The organism is Vibrio sp. CDRSL-10 TSBA, from assembly GCA_039696685.1.
Taxonomy (GTDB): domain Bacteria; phylum Pseudomonadota; class Gammaproteobacteria; order Enterobacterales; family Vibrionaceae; genus Vibrio.
This window is the reverse complement of the sequence record CP155566.1, coordinates 1-15,767: the sequence shown is the minus strand read 5'-3', so window position 1 is coordinate 15,767 and position 15,767 is coordinate 1. Positions and strand designations below refer to the sequence as shown.

The window sequence follows — 15,767 nt, the reverse complement described above, 5'->3', positions numbered from 1 at the left end:
CCTGCAGCCACCGCCCGCCGGTGGCTGTTTTTTTATCGTGCTGCGCTCTTTATTCCCCCCCCAAGACGCAAACCTCCCGCCCCCAAAGCCCTCAGACATAACCACACTTTTATTATGCTTTTGATGCATAGATATAATGCTAAAGTTTCATTTAATTCATCAACCTATCAGGTCTACACTTAGCGGTATCTTTTATCCACCCGTGGAGAGCTCCATGTTTCAAGCTTTGATTCTCAACCAGGAAGACAAACGTACCATCGCCACTATCGAGCCGATCGATGAGGCGCAGCTGCCATCCGGCGAAGTGCTGATCGCGGTCGATTACTCGTCATTGAACTATAAAGATGGCCTGGCCATCACCGGCAAAGGCAAAATCATTCGTGAGTTTCCCCATGGTACCGGGCATCGATCTGGCTGGAACTGTGCTGGAGTCTGCTGATGAGCGCTATCAACCCGGTGATGCCGTGGTACTGACCGGTTGGGGCGTGGGTGAAAACCACTGGGGCGGGATGGCGCAAAAAGCGCGTCTCAACGCCGACTGGCTGGTGCCGCTGCCGGCCGGGCTGGACGCTCGTCAGGCGATGATGATAGGTACCGCCGGTCTGACCGCCATGCTGTGCGTGCAGGCCCTGATTGACGCCGGCGTGCAACCCGGCTCTGGCGAAGTGCTGGTCACCGGTGCCAGCGGTGGCGTCGGCTCGGTGGCCGTTACTCTGCTGGCCACACTCGGCTATCAGGTTGCGGCAGTGACCGGACGCAGTGAGCAAAACGGCCCGCTGCTGCAACAATTGGGTGCCAAGCGCATTATTGACCGCAATGAATTTGCCCAGCCGGCTCGTCCGCTGGAGAAACAGTTGTGGGCCGGTGCGATTGATACGGTCGGCAGCCAGGTACTGGCCAAAGTGCTGTCGCAGATGGATTACAACAGCGCGGTCGCCGCCTGCGGCCTGGCCGGTGGCTTTGATCTGCCGACCACGGTAATGCCGTTTATCCTGCGTAACGTGCGTCTGCAAGGGGTCGATTCCGTGCAGTGCCCGCGTGACAAACGTATCGCCGCCTGGCAACAGCTGGTGGATCTGCTGCCGAGCAGCTATTTCGACCAGGCGTGCCATGAAATTATGCTCGAACAGGCGCCGCAGTTCGCCGAAGACATCACCAATGGCCAGGTCACCGGCCGCGTGGTCATCAAGCTGTAATTCTCACAACCGGAGCCTGCTCAGGGCTCCGGACTTTCCAGCCCCATCTCTGTCACCCGTGTGGCAATCAGTTTACTGCACTCCTGCTTAACCACCGCCCGCAACCACTCCTGGGCCGGCGAATGGTGGCAGCGCGGATGCCAGATCATTGAGTAATCAAAAGGGGTAAAGGCAAACGGCAGCGGTTTGGCCACCAAATCATGTCGTTCGGCGACCAAAAACGCCAGATCAGCCGGGACAGTAATGATCAGCGGCATGGTGTCGATAATCGCCAGAGCCGCTTCCAGATGGTAAGCGCGCAGCACCATACGACGTGGCGGCAACCCTTGCAGTGCCTGATCAAGCAGCGCTTTTACCCCGTCACTGATGGCGATCATGGCATGCGGCGCCGCCTGATAATCCGCCAGCGTCATGGTTTGCCGGGCCAGCGGATGGTGACGCGACATCAGACACAGCACCCCGACCCGGCCGAGAATCTCACTGTGCAGCGGTTCAATCGAGCGGGTCGGACGGCAAATCGCCAGATCCGCGCCATCATAAGTCAGCTGTTCGCTCAGCCGTTCGTGTTGCAGCGGCAGCAACTCAATGGCCACCTGTGGTGCCTGCTGATATATACGCGGCAGAGCAAACGGCAAAATAGTCTGCATGGCGTAATCTGTGGTCGCAATGGTAAACGTCTGGGTACAACAAGCGGGATCAAATTCCGGCGGTGACAATAACTGACGTAACGATTCCAGCGGTTCGCCCAGTGCCTGATTAACACGCAGCGCTTTTTCGGTCGGGATTAAGTGCTGACCATGACGGGTAAACAGGGGGTCGTCGAGCAGACTGCGCAGCCGCCCCAGCACCCGGCTCATCGCCGACTGACTCAGGCTGAGGCGCTCAGCCGCCTTGCTGACACTGCACTCTTCCACCAGGACCCGCAACGCCACCAGCAAATTCAAATCACGACGGTAAATATCTTCCAGTTCCACGGCTAATTCCGGATTAACAAGCGATACTGCAGAGTGTAACCAACAGGCAAAAAAAATCCCGCCTTTCACAGCGGGGAAGCCCAAGAAAACTGGGGATAGTGTCGGAATGTATCTGAGCGTAGTTTGACAAGTGTGTGTTAGTTTTCCTGCTCTTCCGATGTGCCTTGCCAGCGGCGCATCTCGAGCCAGATTCCAAAAAGCGAAGCACTTACACCAAATAATGGCATTAATGAGGTCTCAACCGGAGACCGCATAACGAGGGCGCAGAACGAAATAAAACACAGAACCGAGTAGATGGTCAGTCTGTCTAGTGCTGTTAACATCTTGCACCCCTTCGAATTTTGTTACCAACTTGTTAACTAAATTAAAACAAAAAGATCACTTTGCCAAGTGGTTATTGAATATTTTTTCCTCACCAGTATCATCTGAGTCTGATTTGTGACATCAATTAGGTTTGACCATGACTTTTAATCCTGAATTAGCCACGTTAACGTTAGAAGCGGAAGGATTACGCTGCCCCGAGCCAGTGATGATGGTCAGGAAGACAATGCGCACCATGCAAGACGGCGACGTGCTGCTGATTAAAGCAGACGATCCGTCTACCACGCGCGATATCCCGAGTTTCTGCCGTTTTATGGATCACCAGTTGCTGGCAGCCAAGACCGATGAACTGCCGTACCAGTTCCTGATAAAAAAAGGTCTGGCGTGACGGACGCTCCGGCGCTGATTTAAACAAGCGTAGCGGGAATCATCGCACTAACCACAACGGTGGCTGGATGCGGGATAGCGATCAAAAAAGGCTGCCTGAGGCAGCCTTTTGTTTAATCTTGTTGTTCCAGTGTGCGGATTTCGGCCTGCAGCCGATGCAGCTGTTGCTGCATTGAACGCATCTCTTCATGCAGCGGAATGATGTGCGCGACCCGAATCCAGGACTCGACGGTTAAACCTGTCATGATAATGGCCCCCACTACCATGGGTAGCCACATATCGGTTAACGACATGCCCAGTAACGTCAGTGCCAAACCAAAGCTAAACAGATAACTCTGACTCTTGGCGCTCATTCCCATATAACGTGTCAGCATAAACCTTCCCTCTTGCGGTGATGGTTATCTTTACCCTAGCACGCTCTGCTGCAGACAAATTTGGCCGCTGTCACGATCTGAATCAGCACGCTCTGGATCAGAAAAACGCCGCCGCTACCGCCAGCGCCAGGAACAGCGCCGCTGTCACTTTACGGATCAGGCCAAGCGGCATTTTGTCCGCCGACAGTTTACCGATCAGCACTACAGGCACGTTGGCCAGCAGCATACCGATCGTGGTCCCCAGAACCACCCATGACAAGGCGTCCGCATACTGCGCGCCGAGAATGGATGTAGCAATCTGGGTCTTGTCGCCGATTTCTGCCACAAAAAAGGCAATAAAGCTGGCAACGAAGGGGCCACGGTTAGAAATTTCTTCGTCATCATCCAGCTTATCCGGGATCAGCACCCAACCCGCCATCGCCAGGAAGCTGGCTACCACGACCCATTTAAGAATCTCCGGTGACAGGTAATCAGCCACGACAACACCCAGCCAGGCAGCTAACGCATGGTTGGCGATGGTAGCAGCAAAAATAGCAGCAATAATAGGAATAGGTTTGCGGTACCGGCTGGCCAATAACAGAGACAGCAGCTGGGTTTTATCCCCGATTTCTGCCAGTGCAACAGTAGTAATTGAAATTGCTAAAACGCTCACGACTTGCTCAATGGGGCGGGATAATTATATAACCATAGACAAACGCCACGCCCCACCCCGGTTCGTGTTGTTTGTCTAAGGTCTTGCTAAACACAGTGTGTGCCGTGTCTCGAACGCCATGGTGATTTGGCACCAATTATGTTGACGAACGAACCGAACTGCGTGGCTGCAGGTTCGATAAGCTACTCCCCAAAGACGAACCGGATTCTATCCAGCCAGGGCGCAGAGTACAAGCCCTGCGTGGCAAAAAAGCGACAAGTGGGAAATTTAAGCAGCTTAAACGACAAAAACTCCATTAAAAGAGATTTTTGCCGATTAATTAAGCAAGATTTCCTCTACTTTGTCGGGGCAGAACTCGGTATACTTGATTGTTATTTTTTATCACTTCAGACAAAAGAATCGCGCGAACCTGACTATGCAAAAATACGACATCAAAACCTTTCAGGGTATGATCCTCGCGCTGCAGGATTATTGGGCCCAACAAGGCTGTACCATCGTTCAACCACTGGATATGGAAGTGGGGGCAGGTACTTCTCACCCAATGACTTGCTTGCGTGCTATCGGTCCTGAGCCGATGGCAACAGCGTACGTTCAACCATCCCGCCGTCCGACTGACGGCCGCTACGGTGAGAACCCGAACCGCCTGCAGCACTACTACCAATTCCAGGTAGTGATCAAACCTTCTCCGGATAATCTGCAGGAACTTTACCTGGGCTCACTGGAAGTACTGGGACTGGACCCGCGTGTCCACGATATCCGCTTCGTGGAAGATAACTGGGAAAACCCGACACTGGGTGCCTGGGGTCTGGGCTGGGAAGTATGGCTGAACGGTATGGAAGTGACCCAGTTTACTTACTTCCAGCAAGTGGGCGGCCTGGAATGTAAACCAGTCACCGGTGAAATCACCTACGGTATTGAACGTCTGGCGATGTACATTCAGGGCGTGGATTCTGTGTATGACCTGGTCTGGACTGACGGCCCGCTGGGCAAAGTCACTTACGGCGACATCTTCCACCAGAACGAAGTGGAACAGTCGACCTACAACTTTGAACACGCCGACGTCGACTTCCTGTTCGGTTTCTTCGACCAGTGTGAAAAAGAGTGTCAGCACCTGATCGCGCTGGAAAAACCACTTCCTCTGCCGGCTTACGAGCGCATTCTGAAAGCGGGTCACGCTTTCAACCTGCTCGATGCGCGTAAAGCGATTTCGGTCACCGAGCGTCAGCGTTACATTCTGCGTATCCGCAACCTGACCAAATCGGTAGCCGAGGCATACTACGCCTCACGTGAAGCTCTGGGCTTCCCGATGTGCAAACCATCCGACGAGAAGTAAGGGGAAGACGTCACATGGCAAAAGAATTTTTAATTGAGCTGGGTACCGAAGAGCTGCCACCAACGCAACTGCGTACTCTGGCGGAAGCATTTGCAGCCAACTTCGAAGCCGAGCTGCAAACAGCCGATATCGCCCACCAGGGTGTGAAATGGTACGCAGCACCACGTCGTCTGGCTCTGAAAGTGGCTGACCTGGCCGAGCGTCAGGCCGACAAAGTGGTGGAAAAACGTGGTCCGGCAGTCAGTGCAGCATTCGATGCTGACGGCAACCCGACCAAAGCAGCTCAGGGCTGGGCACGCGGTTGTGGTATCACGGTTGAACAGGCTGAGCGTCTGGCGACCGACAAAGGTGAATGGCTGCTGTTCAAACAGGAAGTCATCGGTCAGAGCACCAGTGAAATTCTGGCTGAACTGGCTGACAAAGCACTCAACAACCTGCCGATTGCCAAGCCAATGCGCTGGGCTGACAAAGAAACACAGTTTATCCGTCCGGTGAAAACCCTGACCATGCTGTTTGGCAGTGACCTGATCGAAGGCGAAATCCTCGGCGTGCAATCGGCCCGCACTATCCGCGGTCACCGTTTCATGGGCGAAGCCGAATTCACGATCGACTCCGCTGATCAGTACCCGCAGATCCTGAAAGAGCGCGGTAAAGTGATGGCCGATTACGACGAACGTAAAGCGATCATCCTGGCAGACGCACAAAAAGCGGCCGCTGCAGTTGGCGGTGTCGCCGATCTGGAAGATGACCTGGTGGAAGAAGTGGCATCACTGGTCGAATGGCCGGTGGTACTGACGGCAAAATTCGAGCAGGAATTCCTGAAAGTTCCGGCAGAAGCCCTGGTATACACCATGAAGGGTGACCAGAAGTACTTCCCGGTTTACGACGACAATCGCAAACTGCTGCCAAACTTCATCTTCGTCTCCAACATCGAATCAAAAGAACCACGTTTCGTGATTGAAGGTAACGAGAAAGTGGTTCGTCCGCGTCTGGCCGATGCCGAGTTCTTCTTCAACACTGACCGTAAGCGTCCGCTGATTGACCGTCTGCCACAACTGGAACAGGCCATTTTCCAGAAGCAGCTGGGTACCATTAAAGACAAAACCGATCGCATCACCGAACTGGCTGGCTACATCGCTGACCAGATTGGTGCCGATGTGGAAAAATCTAAACGTGCCGGCCTGCTGGCGAAATGTGACCTGATGACCTCGATGGTGTTCGAGTTTACCGATACCCAGGGTGTCATGGGCATGCACTACGCTCGTCACGACGGTGAAGCCGAAGAAGTGGCTGTTGCCCTGAATGAGCAGTACATGCCGCGTTTCGCCGGTGATGATCTGCCAGGCAACGGTGTCTCTTCTGCGCTGGCCATGGCTGACAAGCTGGATACCATTGTCGGTATCTTCGGTATCGGTCAGGCACCTAAAGGCAGCGACCCGTTCGCTCTGCGTCGTGCTTCTCTGGGTGTACTGCGTATCATCGTTGAATACGGCTACAACCTGGATCTGGTTGACCTGGTAGCAAAAGCGAAATCTCTGTTCGCTGACCGCCTGACCAACGCCAACGTTGAACAGGACGTGATTGAATTCATGCTTGGCCGTTTCCGTGCCTGGTACCAGGACGAAGGCTTTAGTGTCGACATCATCCAGGCAGTATTGGCGCGTAACCCGACCAAACCGGCTGATTTCGACCAGCGCGTGAAAGCGGTCTCGCACTTCCGTGCCCTGGAAGCCGCAGAATCACTGGCTGCAGCAAACAAACGAGTAGGTAATATTCTGGCTAAGTTCGACGGTGAACTGGCGCAAGAGATTGATCTGGCTCTGCTGCAGGAAGACGCTGAGAAGACTCTGGCGCAAAGTGTTGAAGTCATGACCGAAGCACTGGAGCCGGCGTTTGCGACCGGTAACTACCAGCAGGCGCTGAGCCAGCTGGCTGAACTGCGTGAGCCGGTCGATGCGTTCTTTGATAACGTGATGGTAATGGCAGACGATGAAGCGCTGAAGAAAAACCGCCTCACCCTGCTTAATAACCTGCGTAACCTGTTCCTGCAAGTGGCGGACATCTCACTGCTGCAGAAATAAGTTCAGCGTTATTATCCCCTTATCACAAGGCCAACTCCTCGGAGTTGGCCTTGTTTTTTGATCTAAAACAAAATAGTACTTTGCCTGCCAAATGCATTGCGGTATGTTCAAGAATCAAGCTAAATGGCGGATATTCTTCCCGCTAAACTAAGATATACAAACACAACTCATCAGGTAGTCGAGCAATGCAGTTTTCAACTTTTGGCGAAAAATTTAACCGGTACTCCGGTATTACCCAGTTAATGGACGATTTAAACGATGGTCTGCGCACGCCAGGCGCGATCATGCTTGGTGGCGGTAACCCGGCTGCCATCCCGGAAATGCTCGATTACTTCAAACTCGCCAGCCAGGAAATGCTCGAAGACGGCTCGCTGATCGCCGCCATGACCAACTATGACGGTCCGCAGGGCAAAGACGTCTTCATTAAGGCGCTGGCCAAACTGCTGCATGACACTTACGGCTGGGACATCAGCGAGAAAAACATCAGTCTGACCAACGGCAGTCAGAGCGGCTTTTTCTATCTGTTCAACCTGCTGGCCGGCAAACAACCCGATGGCAGCCATAAGAAGATTCTGCTGCCGCTGGCACCAGAATACATCGGTTATGGCGATGCGGGGATCGATGAAGACATCTTCGTGTCCTACCATCCGGAAATAGAACTGCTTGATAACGGCCTGTTCAAATATCACGTCGACTTTGAGCAACTGAAGGTGGATGAGTCGGTCGCCGCTATCTGTGCCTCGCGCCCGACCAACCCGACCGGCAATGTCCTGACCGATGAAGAAGTGCATAAACTGGATCAGCTGGCACGCGCCAACAACATCCCGCTGATTATCGATAATGCTTACGGCCTGCCGTTCCCGAATATCATTTTTGAAGATGTGGAACCGTTCTGGAACGACAACACCATTCTGTGCATGAGCCTGTCGAAACTCGGCCTGCCGGGGGTTCGCTGCGGGATTATTATTGCCAGCGAGGAAGTGACTAAAGCCCTGGCCAACATGAATGGCATCATCAGCCTGGCACCAGGCAGTATCGGCCCGGCCCTGGCGCACCGCATGATAGAAAAAGGCGATTTGCTGCGCGTCAGCCAGGATGTGATTAAGCCGTTCTACCGCCAGAAATCACAACGTGCGGTTGAACTGTTGCAACAGGCCATGCCGGATCCGCGTTTCCGTATTCATAAACCAGAAGGCGCGATTTTCCTGTGGCTGTGGTTTGATGAACTGCCGATCACCACTATGGAGCTGTACCGCCGTCTGAAAGCGCGCGGGGTATTGATTGTTCCGGGTGAGTATTTCTTTATCGGCCAGAAAGAAGACTGGGATCATGCGCATCAGTGCCTGCGTATGAACTACGTGCAAAGTGATGACGCGATGCAGCAAGGCATTGCAATCATCGCTGAAGAAGTCGCTAAAGCGTATCAGCAAGGCTGAACACTCAGCTCCGGACAGCAAAAGGCCCGCGTATGCGGGCCTTAGTTTTATCTTGCCGGCGACATCTCGTGTCGGGTGCTGATGCTTATTCGTCAGTCAGCAGCTGCTTGCCGTTGATGGCAATTTTACGTGGCTGCATCGCCTGCGGAATTTCCCGCTCCAGGTCGATGTGCAGCAGACCTTTTTCCATCTGCGCGCCAACCACTTTGACATAATCTGCCAGTTGGAACTTACGCTCAAAGTCACGTTCCGCAATGCCCTGGTAGATGTAGTTTTTGTTCTCTTCCGGCGCCCGCTCACCACGTACAATCAGGGTGTTTTCGTGCTGGGTAATATCCAGCTCCTGCTCGGCAAAACCGGCCACCGCCATGGTGATACGGTATTTATTCTCTTGCTGCTGCTCGATGTTGTACGGAGGGTAACCACCCTGGGTGTTTTTGGCGCCGTTGGCTTCCATCATGTTCAGCAGGCGATCAAAACCAATTGCGTTACGGTACAGCGGAGTAAAATCAACAGTTCTCATATCCTATCCTCTTTCTTAAGCAATAGTCTTAACACTATGTGTTAAGCGGCATCACTCACTCATATGACCTGAGCATGCCCAGTTGGGTTGAGCAGCCGGCCTTTTCCTCTCAAGAGCGAAAAGGTGGGTGGCTGCGGGAGACCCGTCTGGCATCTCCCTACAAACACAGATATAAGGACGTAAAATTCACTTTCAAGCGTGCAGATTAAAATTTTTTGCATTTTCTGCCGCACGTACGCGCCTTGCGCTGCGCAAACTGTTTGCTGTCCGACCCAAAATCAGCGCGCTGAACCGGCGCAAAAACGGCAAAAAAAAGCAGCGCTCAGAGCGCTGCTTTCTTATGCTTGGGCGGTTAACTCTTGCGGTGCCGGTTAACCCACCTGGTGACTAGACATCCAGGTTCGCCACTTTCAGGGCGTTGTTTTCAATGAACGCACGACGCGGTTCAACCTGATCGCCCATCAGTGTGGTAAACAGTTCGTCAGCACCAACCGCATCCTCAATCGTCACCTGCATCATGCGGCGCGTTTCCGGATCCATGGTGGTTTCCCACAGCTGATCAGGGTTCATCTCGCCCAGACCTTTATAGCGCTGACGGCTCAGACCACGCTGTGACTCTTTAATCAGCCAGTCCAGCGCTTCAACAAAGCTGCTCACCGGTTGAGTACGCTCACCACGTTGAATGTAAGCGCCCTCTTCAATCAGGCCATTCATCGCTTCTGACAGATCCGCCAGTTTGGCGTACTCTTTCGAGTTGAGCAGGTCAACACTCAGCAGATAATCATGAGTCACACCATGAGTACGCACTTTCACTTTTGGTGAGTACGCACCTGTGGTTTCGTTGTGCTCGACCACAAAGCTGTACTGGTTGGCACCCGACTCTTTGTCATTGAGCTGAGCTATCAGCTGCTCAGTCCAGGCCTGAACCTCAGCCTGGTTCTGACACTGCTGCGCTGTCAGACGCGGCGTGTAGATAAACTCATGCACCAATGCATACGGGTAACGGCGGCTCATGCGCTCCACCAGCTTGATGCCGGCATGGTAATCCTGCACCAGTTTTTCCAGTGACGCACCCGCCATCGCCGGTGCTTCAGGGTTAACATGCAGCGCTGCGTTATCCAGTGCCAGAGCAATCTGGTACTGGTTCATCGCTTCTTCATCTTTGATGTACTGCTCTTGCTTGCCTTTTTTCACTTTAAACAGTGGTGGCTGAGCAATGTAGATGTAACCACGCTCAATCAGCTCCGGCATCTGACGGTAGAAGAAGGTCAGCAACAGAGTACGGATGTGCGAACCATCGACGTCCGCATCGGTCATGATGATGATGTTGTGGTAACGCAGTTTATCCGGGTTGTATTCGTCACGGCCGATACCACAGCCCAGTGCGGTGATCAGCGTTGCCACTTCCTGAGAAGAGAGCATTTTGTCGAAGCGGGCTTTCTCAACGTTGAGGATTTTCCCCTTCAGCGGCAGAATCGCCTGGTTCTTACGGTTACGGCCCTGCTTGGCGGAACCGCCCGCAGAGTCACCCTCCACGATGTAGAGTTTCGGACAGCGCAGGATCTTTCTCCTGGCAGTCAGCAAGTTTACCCGGCAGGCCAGCCAGATCCAGCGCACCTTTACGGCGGGTCATCTCACGTGCTTTACGCGCCGCTTCACGGGCACGGGCCGCATCGATGATCTTGCTACATACGGTTTTCGCTTCGTTCGGGTGCTCGGCCAGGAAATCGTTCAGCTTCTCGCCCATCGCCGATTCCACCGCCGATTTCACTTCCGACGAAACCAGTTTGTCTTTGGTCTGGCTGGAGAATTTCGGATCCGGAACTTTAACCGAAACCACAGCAGTCAGGCCTTCACGCGCATCGTCACCCGAGGTCGCCGTCTTAGCTTTCTTGCTGTAACCCTCTTTATCCATGTAGGTGTTCAAAGTACGGGTCAGAGCGGCACGGAAACCGGCCAGGTGGGTACCACCATCACGCTGCGGGATGTTGTTGGTGAAACAGAAAATGCTTTCCTGGAAGCTATCGTTCCACTGCATTGCCACTTCCACACTGATACCGTCTTCGCGCTCTTGCACAAAGTGGAATACTTTCTCGTGGATTGGTGTTTTGTTGCGGTTAAGATGGCTGACAAAGGCCTGGATTCCACCTTCATACATGAAGTGGTCCTGCTTGCTGTCGCGCTCATCCACCAGCTTGATAGACACACCAGAGTTCAGGAAAGAGAGCTCGCGCAGACGCTTAGCCAGAATATCGTAGTGGAATTCGATATTGGTAAAGGTTTCCGCACTTGGCCAGAAACGGACTTTGGTACCGCTCAGATCGGTATCGCCCACCACTGTCAGCGGGTTTTGCGGTACACCGTGGTGATAAGTCTGAGTATGGATGTGGCCGCCACGGTGAATGGTCAGTTCAACTTTCTCTGACAACGCATTCACTACCGAAACACCTACCCCGTGCAGACCACCGGATACTTTGTAGGAGTTATCGTCAAATTTACCGCCGGCGTGCAGTACTGTCATGATCACTTCTGCGGCCGAAACATTCTCTTCCGGGTGCAGTTCTGTCGGAATACCACGACCATCATCGCTGACCGATACTGAGTTATCTTCGTGAATCGTCACGATGATATCTTTACAGTAACCCGCTAACGCTTCATCAATCGAGTTATCCACCACCTCAAATACCATGTGGTGCAGACCGGTGCCATCATCAGTGTCGCCGATGTACATCCCCGGACGCTTACGTACCGCGTCGAGACCCTTCAGTACTTTAATACTCGATGAATCGTAATTATTCGACATGAGTTACTCTCTCACTATTTATCCTTGCCCTATTGTGCCATGTTCCACATGAAACATCTTGCTATTTGGCTCGATCATGTCGGCAACCTGGCTTTCAGTAATAGAACTTACAAAAACTTGTGCCCCCGTCGCTTTTAAGCAGTCAGCAAGACGCTTACGGCGTTGGCTATCGAGTTCGGAAGCAAAATCATCAATCAGATAGATGCATTGCTTCCCGGTCAGTTCGGTCAGATGCTGCCCTTGTGCAACACGCAGGGCGCAGACCATCAATTTCAGCTGACCACGTGACAGAACATCCTCTACGGGCGTCCCGTTCACCTTGATTTTTAAATCGGCTTTGTTCGGACCACTGAACGTATAGCCCAGCGACTGGTCACGTTCAAAGTTTTTCTCCAGTATCTCGTGATACGGAGTGTCTTTGTCCCAGCCCCGGTAATACTTGAGACTGATATCAAATTCAGGCAGAAAGGTGCGGCACAGCTCTTCGGCCACGCCTTTCATCTGCTCGATGTACGCCGCACGCCACTGGTCAATACTGTGTGCCAACCGGGCCAGCTCCTGATCCCAGTAACTGAGCTCGCGGTAGCGGGTCGCGGTTTTCAGCAGTGCATTGCGCTGCTTGTTGAGCCGCTTGAAACGCCCCCAGGCATCAAAGAAACCTTTTTCGCTGTGAAAGACGCCCCAGTCGATAAAGGCACGGCGATTTTTCGGCCCGTCCGTCAGCAAATCAAACCCTTCCGGATGAATGAGTTGCAGTGGCAGAACCTGCGCCAACTGGGCCAGCTTTTGCCCGGACTGACCGCCTATTTTAACCTCTGTCGAGCCATCACGCTGCTTATTAATGCCAATTGGTAGCTCAAATTGATCCGAGGTCAAAAAACGCCCGTGGACAAACAGTTCCGGACAGTCATTCTGAATCACCCGCCCGGTGAGCGAGCTTTTGAAAGAGCGCCCGTGCCCCAGCAGATAAATGGCTTCCAGTACGCTGGTTTTGCCACTGCCGTTCGGGCCGATAAGAAAGTTAAAGCCTGATGATAAATCGATATCACAGGCTTTAATATTACGAAACTGCTGAACAATCAGACGAGTAAGAGGCATGGTGTGCGTGAGCCGGCCACTAGAGGCGAATTGGCATTACCACGTACATGGCGCTGTCATCATCGACGTTTTCAATCAGAGCACTGGCGTTGGCATCGGACATCGATACCCGCACATTGTCACAACGCAGCGTATTAAGTACATCCAGCACGTAGCTGACGTTGAAGCCGATTTCAATCGCATCGCCTTCAAAGCCGACATCCAGCATCTCTTCCGCTTCTTCCTGCTCCGGGTTATTGGCGGTAATGCGCATTTCGCTGTCGGCCAGGTTCACCCGTACACCACGGAATTTTTCATTGGAAAGAATCGCCGCGCGGGAAAATGCCTGACGCAGCTCATCACAGCCAGCGGTCAGCGTTTTATTGGTACTTTGCGGCAATACGCGGCGATAATCAGGGAAACGTCCGTCAACCAGCTTGGAAGTAAAGATAAAGTTGTTCACTTCTGCACGCAGGTTAGCGGCACCAATCTGAATCGTCACCGGCTGTTCCGGTGCATCGAGCAGCTTGACCAGCTCCAGGACACCTTTGCGCGGTACGATGATCTGCTTGTGGGCAAAATCGCCCGCCAGCGTGGTCTGCGATACTGCCATACGGTGGCCGTCAGTGGCCACACTGCGCAGGGTACTGCCGTCGATTTCAAACAGCATACCATTCAGGTAGTAACGCACATCCTGGTTAGCCATCGAAAATTGGGTTTTCTCAATCAGGCTGCGCAGATCGCCCTGGCTTAAGGTCAGCTCGACCTCACTCTGCCAGTCTTCGATATTAGGGAAATCATTAGCCGGTAAGGTGGCCAGTGAAAAACGGCTGCGGCCGGAGCGAACCTGAACCCGGTCACCTTCCAGCAGCACAGTGATCACCGCCGCATCCGGCAGTCCGCGGCAAATGTCGAGGAACTTACGCGCCGGTACAGTGGTACTGCCCGCTTCAAAGTCCCCTTCCAGCGTCACGCGGCTGATCAGCTCCGCTTCCAGATCGGTCGCGGTCATCGACAACTGATTGTCTTCCACTTTTAGCAACAGGTTACCCAAAATCGGCAACGTGGCCCGGCCGCCAATGGTTCCCGACACTTGTTGCAGTGGTTTAATGAAGTGACTACGTTCAATCGTAAATTTCATAGTGTGCTCTTAAACGATATTGGATAAACGACGCGAAAAATCAGCGCTAAGCATAACGCGAATCAGGAAGAAAGCGTACGAATCAGGTTGGAATAATCTTCCTTAATATCGTGGCTCTCTTCACGCAGCTGTTCGATTTTACGACAGGCGTGCAGCACTGTGGTGTGGTCACGGCCACCAAACGCATCGCCGATTTCCGGCAGGCTGTGGTTGGTGAGTTCTTTCGATAACGCCATGGCCAGCTGACGCGGACGGGCAACCGAACGCGAACGGCGTTTTGACAGCAGATCCGCGACTTTAATCTTGTAGTACTCAGCAACGGTCTTTTGAATATTATCGATAGTGACCAGTTTTTCCTGCAGTGCGAGCAGATCGCGCAGCGCTTCGCGCACGAAATCAATCGTGATCGGACGGCCGGTAAAGTTGGCGTTGGCGATCACCCGGTTGAGTGCACCTTCCAGCTCACGCACGTTGGAGCGCAAACGCTTGGCGATAAAGAACGCCACTTCGTCCGGCAGATGAATCTGGTGATCCTCCGCCTTTTTCATCAGAATCGCGACCCGGGTTTCCAGCTCCGGCGGCTCAATGGCTACCGTCAGGCCCCAGCCGAAACGCGATTTGAGGCGGTCTTCCACCCCGTTGATCTCTTTAGGATAACGGTCAGAAGTGAGGATAATTTGCTGGTTGCCTTCCAGCAGCGCGTTAAAGGTGTGGAAGAACTCTTCCTGCGAACGCTCTTTGTTGGCAAAAAACTGAATATCATCGATCAGCAGTGCATCAACACTGCGGTAGTAGCGTTTGAACTCTTCAATCGCGTTGTTCTGCAGCGCTTTCACCATGTCCTGCACGAAACGCTCTGAGTGCATGTACACCACTTTGGCGTTCGGGTTGTTATCGACGATAGCATTGCCCACCGCATGCAGCAGGTGAGTTTTACCCAGGCCGGTACCACCGTACAGAAACAACGGATTATAAGCCGCGCCCGGATTGTCCGACACCTGACGTGCCGCCGCCAGACCCAGCTGGTTCGACTTACCTTCCACGAAGTTATTGAACTTGTGTTTCGGATTGACGTTAGAACGGTGCATGATGTCGGCCGCTGCCGCTGCATCATCATCCCAGGTTTTATTGATCGGCTGACGACGAGCCAGTTGAGCAGGCGCTGAAGATTCGGCCGCCACGTCAGCCGCAGTGCGGACCGGTGCCGGTTTTGGTGCTTGCACCCGGCGACTGCCCACTTCAAAACGCAGGCTTGGAACATCCTGACCGCAATGCTCTTTCAGCAGTCGGTTGATGTTATTGATGTATTTGTCGCGTACCCAGTCGAGTACGAAGCGGTTAGGCGCAAACAAAGTGAGAGTATTGTCATTGAGCTCCGCTTGTAACGGACGGACCCACATGCTGTATTCTGCGGCTGGCAGCTCTTCTTGTAGCTGTTGCAGACACTGCAACCATAGCGAAGATGACAC

The 15,767-nt window shown here is 53.2% G+C and carries 12 protein-coding genes and 2 pseudogenes; 5 read left to right on the top strand and 9 right to left on the bottom strand.

Going from position 1 to position 15,767, the window contains the following annotated elements:
- The first annotated feature begins 214 nt into the window (after positions 1-214).
- Positions 215-1,196: pseudogene (locus ABDK09_07395) on the top strand (MDR family oxidoreductase).
- A gap of 20 nt (positions 1,197-1,216) precedes the next feature.
- Here ABDK09_07395 and ABDK09_07390 read toward each other — a convergent pair.
- Complete coding sequence (locus ABDK09_07390) at positions 1,217-2,170, bottom strand: LysR family transcriptional regulator (GenBank protein XAW89547.1); 954 nt, start codon at positions 2,168-2,170, stop codon at positions 1,217-1,219.
- A 137-nt stretch (positions 2,171-2,307) separates the two neighbouring features.
- Positions 2,308-2,493 carry a hypothetical protein gene (locus tag ABDK09_07385; protein XAW89546.1) on the bottom strand — a complete coding sequence of 62 codons (186 nt, stop codon included), beginning with the start codon at positions 2,491-2,493 and terminating at the stop codon, positions 2,308-2,310.
- Between the two features lie 137 nt (positions 2,494-2,630).
- Here ABDK09_07385 and tusA point away from each other — a divergent pair, with 137 nt between their 5' ends.
- Complete coding sequence (gene tusA, locus ABDK09_07380) at positions 2,631-2,879, top strand: sulfurtransferase TusA (protein ID XAW89545.1); 249 nt, start codon at positions 2,631-2,633, stop codon at positions 2,877-2,879.
- Between the two features lie 112 nt (positions 2,880-2,991).
- On the opposite strand, the gene ABDK09_07375 is transcribed toward tusA, so the two are convergent.
- Complete coding sequence (locus ABDK09_07375; GenBank protein XAW89544.1) at positions 2,992-3,252, bottom strand: hypothetical protein; 261 nt, start codon at positions 3,250-3,252, stop codon at positions 2,992-2,994.
- A gap of 97 nt (positions 3,253-3,349) precedes the next feature.
- A complete protein-coding gene (locus tag ABDK09_07370) occupies positions 3,350-3,904 on the bottom strand; it encodes a TMEM165/GDT1 family protein (protein XAW89543.1) in 555 nt (184 codons plus the stop codon).
- A 415-nt stretch (positions 3,905-4,319) separates the two neighbouring features.
- On the opposite strand from ABDK09_07370, the gene glyQ reads away from it, so the two are divergent.
- The 3 genes from glyQ (at position 4,320) to ABDK09_07355 (ending at position 8,754) form a co-directional block, all read left to right on the top strand.
- Positions 4,320-5,237 (top strand): glycine--tRNA ligase subunit alpha, encoded by a 918-nt coding sequence (gene glyQ, locus ABDK09_07365; protein ID XAW89542.1) that lies wholly within the window; start codon positions 4,320-4,322, stop codon positions 5,235-5,237.
- Positions 5,238-5,251: 14 nt separating this feature from the next.
- Positions 5,252-7,318 carry a glycine--tRNA ligase subunit beta gene (glyS, locus tag ABDK09_07360; GenBank protein XAW89541.1) on the top strand — a complete coding sequence of 689 codons (2,067 nt, stop codon included), beginning with the start codon at positions 5,252-5,254 and terminating at the stop codon, positions 7,316-7,318.
- 185 nt (positions 7,319-7,503) lie between these two features.
- On the top strand, positions 7,504-8,754 hold the full coding sequence (locus tag ABDK09_07355) for a valine--pyruvate transaminase (protein ID XAW89540.1): 1,251 nt from the start codon (positions 7,504-7,506) through the stop codon (positions 8,752-8,754).
- Between the two features lie 85 nt (positions 8,755-8,839).
- Here ABDK09_07355 and ABDK09_07350 read toward each other — a convergent pair whose 3' ends face one another.
- The 5 genes and pseudogenes from ABDK09_07350 to dnaA all read right to left on the bottom strand — a co-directional run bounded on the left by ABDK09_07350 (position 8,840) and on the right by dnaA (position 15,767).
- Positions 8,840-9,277 carry an Hsp20 family protein gene (locus tag ABDK09_07350; GenBank protein ID XAW89539.1) on the bottom strand — a complete coding sequence of 146 codons (438 nt, stop codon included), beginning with the start codon at positions 9,275-9,277 and terminating at the stop codon, positions 8,840-8,842.
- Positions 9,278-9,664: 387 nt separating this feature from the next.
- Positions 9,665-12,080: pseudogene (gene gyrB, locus ABDK09_07345) on the bottom strand (DNA topoisomerase (ATP-hydrolyzing) subunit B).
- Between the two features lie 18 nt (positions 12,081-12,098).
- The gene (recF, locus tag ABDK09_07340) at positions 12,099-13,178 is read right to left on the bottom strand and encodes a DNA replication/repair protein RecF (protein XAW89538.1); all 1,080 of its coding nucleotides are present in this window, start codon (positions 13,176-13,178) and stop codon (positions 12,099-12,101) included.
- Between the two features lie 19 nt (positions 13,179-13,197).
- Positions 13,198-14,298 carry a DNA polymerase III subunit beta gene (gene dnaN, locus ABDK09_07335; GenBank protein XAW89537.1) on the bottom strand — a complete coding sequence of 367 codons (1,101 nt, stop codon included), beginning with the start codon at positions 14,296-14,298 and terminating at the stop codon, positions 13,198-13,200.
- Between the two features lie 62 nt (positions 14,299-14,360).
- Positions 14,361-15,767: a chromosomal replication initiator protein DnaA gene (gene dnaA / locus ABDK09_07330; protein XAW89536.1), complete on the bottom strand. Its 1,407-nt coding sequence runs from the start codon at positions 15,765-15,767 to the stop codon at positions 14,361-14,363.